This window comes from Pseudomonas sp. EGD-AK9 (genome assembly GCF_000465935.2).
Lineage (GTDB): Bacteria > Pseudomonadota > Gammaproteobacteria > Pseudomonadales > Pseudomonadaceae > Aquipseudomonas.
The window spans coordinates 1-4,898 of the sequence record NZ_AVOF01000246.1 but is presented as its reverse complement, the minus strand read 5'-3'; the positions used below and the strand labels follow the sequence as shown (position 1 = coordinate 4,898).

Here is a 4,898-nt window from a genome sequence, read left to right as displayed (position 1 = left end):
GTGGCGGCGAAGGGCGCCAGCTTGGCGTCGCGCTCGTGCGGTTGGTGGTGGCTGGCGATGGCCGCGATCACCCCGGCCTTCACCGCCTCGCGCAGGCCGTCGCGGTCGGCCCGCGAGCGCAGCGGCGGCTGCACGTGGTAGAGGCTGGAGAAGTCGATCAGCGCCTCGTCGGTGAGGATCAGCTGGTACAGCGCCACGTCCGCGGTCACCGGCAAACCGCGTGCCTGGGCGGCGGCGATCAGCTCGGCGCCGCGGGCGCTGGTGATCTGGCTGAAGTGCGCGCGCACGCCACTCTGTTCCACCAGCAGCAGGTCACGGGCCAGGGCCACGGTCTCGGCGGTTTCCGGAATGCCGGCCAGGCCGAGGAAGCTGGCGGTCGGGCCTTCATGGGCCAGGCCGCCTTCGGCCAGATCGGCGTCCTGCGAGTGGAAGATCACCTGCAGGTCGAAGGTGGCCGCGTATTCCAGCGCGCGGCGCAGGGTGCGGCTGCTGCGGAAGTTGTCCAGGCCGTTGCCGAAGGCGACGCAGCCGGCATCGCGCAGGGCGACCAGCTCGGCCAGCTGCTCGCCGGCCAGACCCTTACTCAGCGCGCCGATGGGAAAGACCTTGGTGTGCCCGGCCTCACGGGCGCGGTCGAGAATCAGCTCGGCCACCGCCGGGGTGTCCAGCACCGGGCGGGTGATCGGCGGGCAGCACAGGCTGGTGACGCCGCCGGCCGCGGCGGCCAGGGTTTCGCTGGCGATGCTGCCCTTGCGGCTGTAGCCCGGTTCGCGCAGGGCCACCGACAGGTCGACCAGGCCGGGGGCGGCGATCAGGCCCTGGGCGGTGAGCGTCTGCTCGGCGACGAAGCCGGCCGGCGCCTGGCCGATGGCGACCAGCTTGCCGCCGTCGAGATAGAGATCGGCGACCCGATCCAGGCCGCTGGCCGGATCGATCACGCGGGCGCCGAGGATTGCGGTACGCATCAGTTGGCCTCCTCGGCATTGAGTTGACGTTGGGCGTTCTGCCCGCTCATGGCCATCGACAGCACCGCCATGCGGATGGCGATGCCGTAGGTGACCTGGTTGAGGATCACCGACTGCGGGCCGTCGGCCACCGCCGACTCGATCTCCACGCCGCGGTTGATCGGCCCCGGGTGCATCACCAGGGCGTCGGGCTTGGCCAGCGCCAGGCGCTGCTCGCTGAGGCCGAACAGGCGGTAGAACTCGCCTTCGCTGGGCAGCAGGCCGCCCTGCATGCGCTCGCGCTGCAGGCGCAGCATGATCACCACGTCGACGTCCTTGAGGCCCTCGTTGGCATCGCTGAACACGCGCACGCCATAGCTTTGCTCGAGGCCGATGGGCAGCAGGGTCTTCGGCGCGATCACGCGGATATCCGGGCAGCCCAAAGTCTTCAAGGCCAGCATGTTGGAGCGCGCCACCCGCGAGTGCAGGATGTCGCCGACTATGGCCACCGAGAGATTCTCGAAGTCGCCCTTGTGCCGGCGGATGGTGAGCATGTCGAGCATGCCCTGGGTCGGGTGGGCGTGGCGGCCGTCGCCACCGTTGATGATCGCCAGGTTCGGGCAGACGTGCTCGGCGATGAAGTGCGCGGCGCCGGAGTCGGCATGGCGTACGACGAAGATGTCGGCGGCCATGGCTTCGAGGTTGCGCAGGGTGTCGAACAGGGTCTCGCCCTTGCTGGTGGAGCTGGTCGACACGTTGAGGCTGATGACGTCGGCTGACAGTCGCTGGGCGGCCAGTTCGAAGGTGGTGCGGGTGCGCGTGGAGTTCTCGAAGAACACGTTGCACACGGTCTTGCCGCGCAGCAGCGGCACCTTCTTCACCGCGCGCGCACCGACCTCGAGGAAGGAGTCGGCGGTGTCGAGGATTTCGGTCAACAGCTCGCGGGGCAGGCCGTCGAGGGAGAGGAAATGGCGCAGCTGGCCTTGGTCGTTCAGCTGCAGCGGGCGCTTGGCGGCGAGTGGCGTCATCGCGGGAGTCTCAGTTGGCGAGCGTCTGGAGTTCGAGGGTCAGCGGCGTGGGGCCGGACAATTTTACCCGCTCGTTGGCTGCCAGCGACAGGCTGGCGCCGACCACGTCGGGGCGGATCGGCAGCTCTCGGGCACCCAGGTCGAGCAGGCTGACCAGGGTCACGCTGGCCGGACGGCCGTAGTCGAACAGCTCGTTCAGCGCGGCGCGGATGGTGCGCCCGCTCATCAGCACGTCGTCGATCAGCACCAGGTGCTGGCCTTCGATCTCGAACGGCAGTTCGGACGGTTGCACCTGCGGATGCAGGCCGTTCTGGGTGAAGTCGTCGCGGTAGAAGGACACGTCGAGCACGCCCAGCGCGTCGTCGCGCCCCAAGGCGGCGAGCAGGGCCTGGGCGACCCAGACGCCGCCGGTGCGGATGCCGATAAAGCGCGGCTCGGCGATCTGGCGCTGGTTCAGGTGCTGGGTCAGGGCGCTGGCCATGGCCGGCAGCAGCTCGTTGGGGTTCGGTAGCATGGCGAAACTCCTTGGTGCGGGCCGAGTCGCTCAGCCCGGACAGTTTTCCTCGAGCCAGCCCTGCAGCAGCAGGGCGGCGGCAATGGCATCCACCGGGCGCTCGCGGTAGCCGCCGCTCTGGCCTTCGCGCAGGCGCTGGCCCTTGGCCTCGAAGGTGGTCAGGCGTTCGTCGTGGGTGTAGGCGGGCAGGTTGAAGCGGCCATTGAGGCGGCGGGCGAATTTCTCCGCGCGGGCGCTCATCTCGCTGGGCGTGCCGTCCATGTTCAGCGGCAGGCCGACCACCACGGCGTCCGGCTGCCACTCCTTGATCAAGGCTTCGACCCGGCTCCAGTCCGGCACGCCGTTCTGCGCTTTGAGCACGCACAGCTCGCGGGCCTGGCCGGTGATCACCTGGCCGACGGCGACGCCGATCTGCTTGGTGCCGTAGTCGAAGCCCAGCAGCAGGCGCAGCGGCTTGCCCTCGGCCATCAGGCGTGCCCGGCTTGCGAGGTGAGCAGGCTGAGGTTGACCCCCAGGCGTGCGGCGGCGGCATTGAGGCGCTGGTCGAAGGGCAGGTCGAAGAGAATGCTGCTGTCGGCCGGGCAGGTCAGCCAGGCGTTGTCGGCCAGCTCCGCTTCCAGTTGCCCGGCCTCCCAGCCGGCGTAGCCGAGGGTGATCAGGTACTTGTCCGGGCCCGTGCCGTCGGCGATGGCGAACAGCACGTCCTGCGAGGTGGACAGGCCCAGCTCGCCCAGCTCCAGGGTAGCCTGGAACTGCGGGCCGGCCGGGTGCAGGACGAAGCCGCGGTCGGTCTGCACCGGGCCGCCGGCGAAGATCGGCAGGCTGTGGCACAGCGCCGCCGGCTCCTCCTCGGGGCGCAGCTGTTCCAGCACGTCGGCCAGGTTGAGGCCGTTGGGCTTGTTGATCACCAGGCCCATGGCGCCCTGTTCGTTGTGTTCGACCAGGTAGGTGACGGTGTGCGCGAAATGCGGATCGGCCATGTGCGGCATGGCGATCAGGAAGTGGTGCTTGAGTGAGGTGGGGGCTGAAATCTTCATGGCGCTAGTTTCGGCCTTAAGCGGGCAGGCTTCAAGCTGTAGGGCGGACCGGATCGCCGGCCGCTCGTAGTGAGGCTAGCTGTCCGCCATCGGCGTTGACTACAAGATTGCCCGGCCTACTGCTCCGCGAGTGCGCCCTACCTGCGACTGCGCTTACCGCGTGTACGCCGATCTGTCAGTTGCTCGACAGCCGGTCGCCGCGCTCGAAGCGCCAGGTGCGGATGATTTCCAGGCGGTCGATATCGGCCAGGTCGCCGGTGAAGGGGGCGTAGGGCGCGGCCAGGCGCACGATGCGCTGCGCCGCCTGGTCGAGCACGGCCTGGCCGGAGGATTCCAGCACCTGCACCTCGTACAGCGAGCCGTCGCGGTTGATCGAGACCAGCAGGCGCAGGCTGCCGTAGATGCGCTGGCGGCGGGCATCGTCGGGGTAGTTGAGGTTGCCGATGCGCTCGACCTTCTTGCGCCACTCGTCCTTGTACCAGGCGCCCTTGTCGCGCATGGTCGAGGCGGCGTTGAGGCGGTGGATCTTCGGCCGTTTGGCATAGGCCTGGACTTCCTGGGCCAGCTCGGCCTCCAGGCTGGCGATTTCCGCCGACAGCTGGGCGGCATCGAATACCGGCGCCGGGCGGGTCTGCGGCACCGGCTTGGCCTCTTCGCGTTTGACCGGGGTCTTCTGCTGCTGCGGGGCGCGGGTGGCGACCGCGGCCTTGGGCGCTTCCTGGCGGGTAGCCGGCTGCTGCGGGGTGGCCGGCGGGGTGACCTTGCGCACCTCGCTGTCCTGGAACGGCGCCTGTTCGGTGGTCTTCGGCGCGGCGGCGTGTTCCAGGGTGCCGCTGCCCTGCTGGTTGTCCTGGGCGAGGAAGTCGGCCTGCTTGGGCTTCTCCTCGCTCTTGAAGGTGGACAGGGTGATTTCCAGGGTCTTGCTGATCTGGCTCGGCGGCTCCAGGCTGAAGCCGACGCCGAGGATCAGCGCCACGTGCAGGGCCGCGGCGAGGAACAGGGTGAACCCCAGGCGATCCGCCGGACGGACGGCGGCGGTGGAAACGGCGGGTGGGGTGGCTGCTGCGTTCATCGCATATCGGGTCTGCTGGCGGATGTCGCGCAGTCTGCGGCGCGACGCTTCAGGCTGCAAGCCTGAAGCGCCAGGCTGCCACCTGCGTCAAGCTTTTGCCGCGCGCTTGGCCGCGATGCAGTCCATCAGGCGCTCGCCGATGCGGGTGTCGAAGGCGGCGTCGATCTCGCGGATGCAGGTGGGGCTGGTGACGTTGATCTCGGTGAGGTGCTCGCCGATCACGTCCAGGCCGACGAACAGCAGCCCCTTCTCGCGCAGGGTCGGGCCGACCGCGGCGGCGATCTCGTGGTCGCGCGCGGTCAG

The 4,898-nt window shown here is 69.3% G+C and carries 6 protein-coding genes and 1 pseudogene; all 7 read right to left on the bottom strand.

The features are described 5' to 3' along the window. The coding region (locus N878_RS12710) for a dihydroorotase (protein ID WP_021444028.1) at positions 1-965 on the bottom strand (965 nt) is incomplete at its 3' end. After that, the gene (locus N878_RS12705) at positions 965-1,972 is read right to left on the bottom strand and encodes an aspartate carbamoyltransferase catalytic subunit (protein WP_021444027.1); all 1,008 of its coding nucleotides are present in this window, start codon (positions 1,970-1,972) and stop codon (positions 965-967) included. The genes N878_RS12705 and N878_RS12710, both read right to left, overlap by 1 nt. A 10-nt stretch (positions 1,973-1,982) precedes the next feature. Then, on the bottom strand, positions 1,983-2,486 hold the full coding sequence (pyrR, locus tag N878_RS12700) for a bifunctional pyr operon transcriptional regulator/uracil phosphoribosyltransferase PyrR (protein ID WP_021444026.1): 504 nt from the start codon (positions 2,484-2,486) through the stop codon (positions 1,983-1,985). A 30-nt stretch (positions 2,487-2,516) separates the two neighbouring features. Further along, on the bottom strand, positions 2,517-2,954 hold the full coding sequence (gene ruvX, locus N878_RS12695; RefSeq protein ID WP_021444025.1) for a Holliday junction resolvase RuvX: 438 nt from the start codon (positions 2,952-2,954) through the stop codon (positions 2,517-2,519). After that, positions 2,954-3,523, bottom strand: a complete 570-nt coding sequence (locus tag N878_RS12690; RefSeq protein ID WP_021444024.1) for a YqgE/AlgH family protein — start codon at positions 3,521-3,523, stop codon at positions 2,954-2,956. Before N878_RS12690 ends, ruvX begins: the two co-directional genes overlap by 1 nt. A 175-nt stretch (positions 3,524-3,698) precedes the next feature. After that, positions 3,699-4,595 (bottom strand): energy transducer TonB, encoded by an 897-nt coding sequence (locus N878_RS12685; protein WP_021444023.1) that lies wholly within the window; start codon positions 4,593-4,595, stop codon positions 3,699-3,701. A gap of 87 nt (positions 4,596-4,682) precedes the next feature. Next, a pseudogene (locus tag N878_RS12680) lies at positions 4,683-4,898 on the bottom strand (glutathione synthase); the annotation flags it as partial.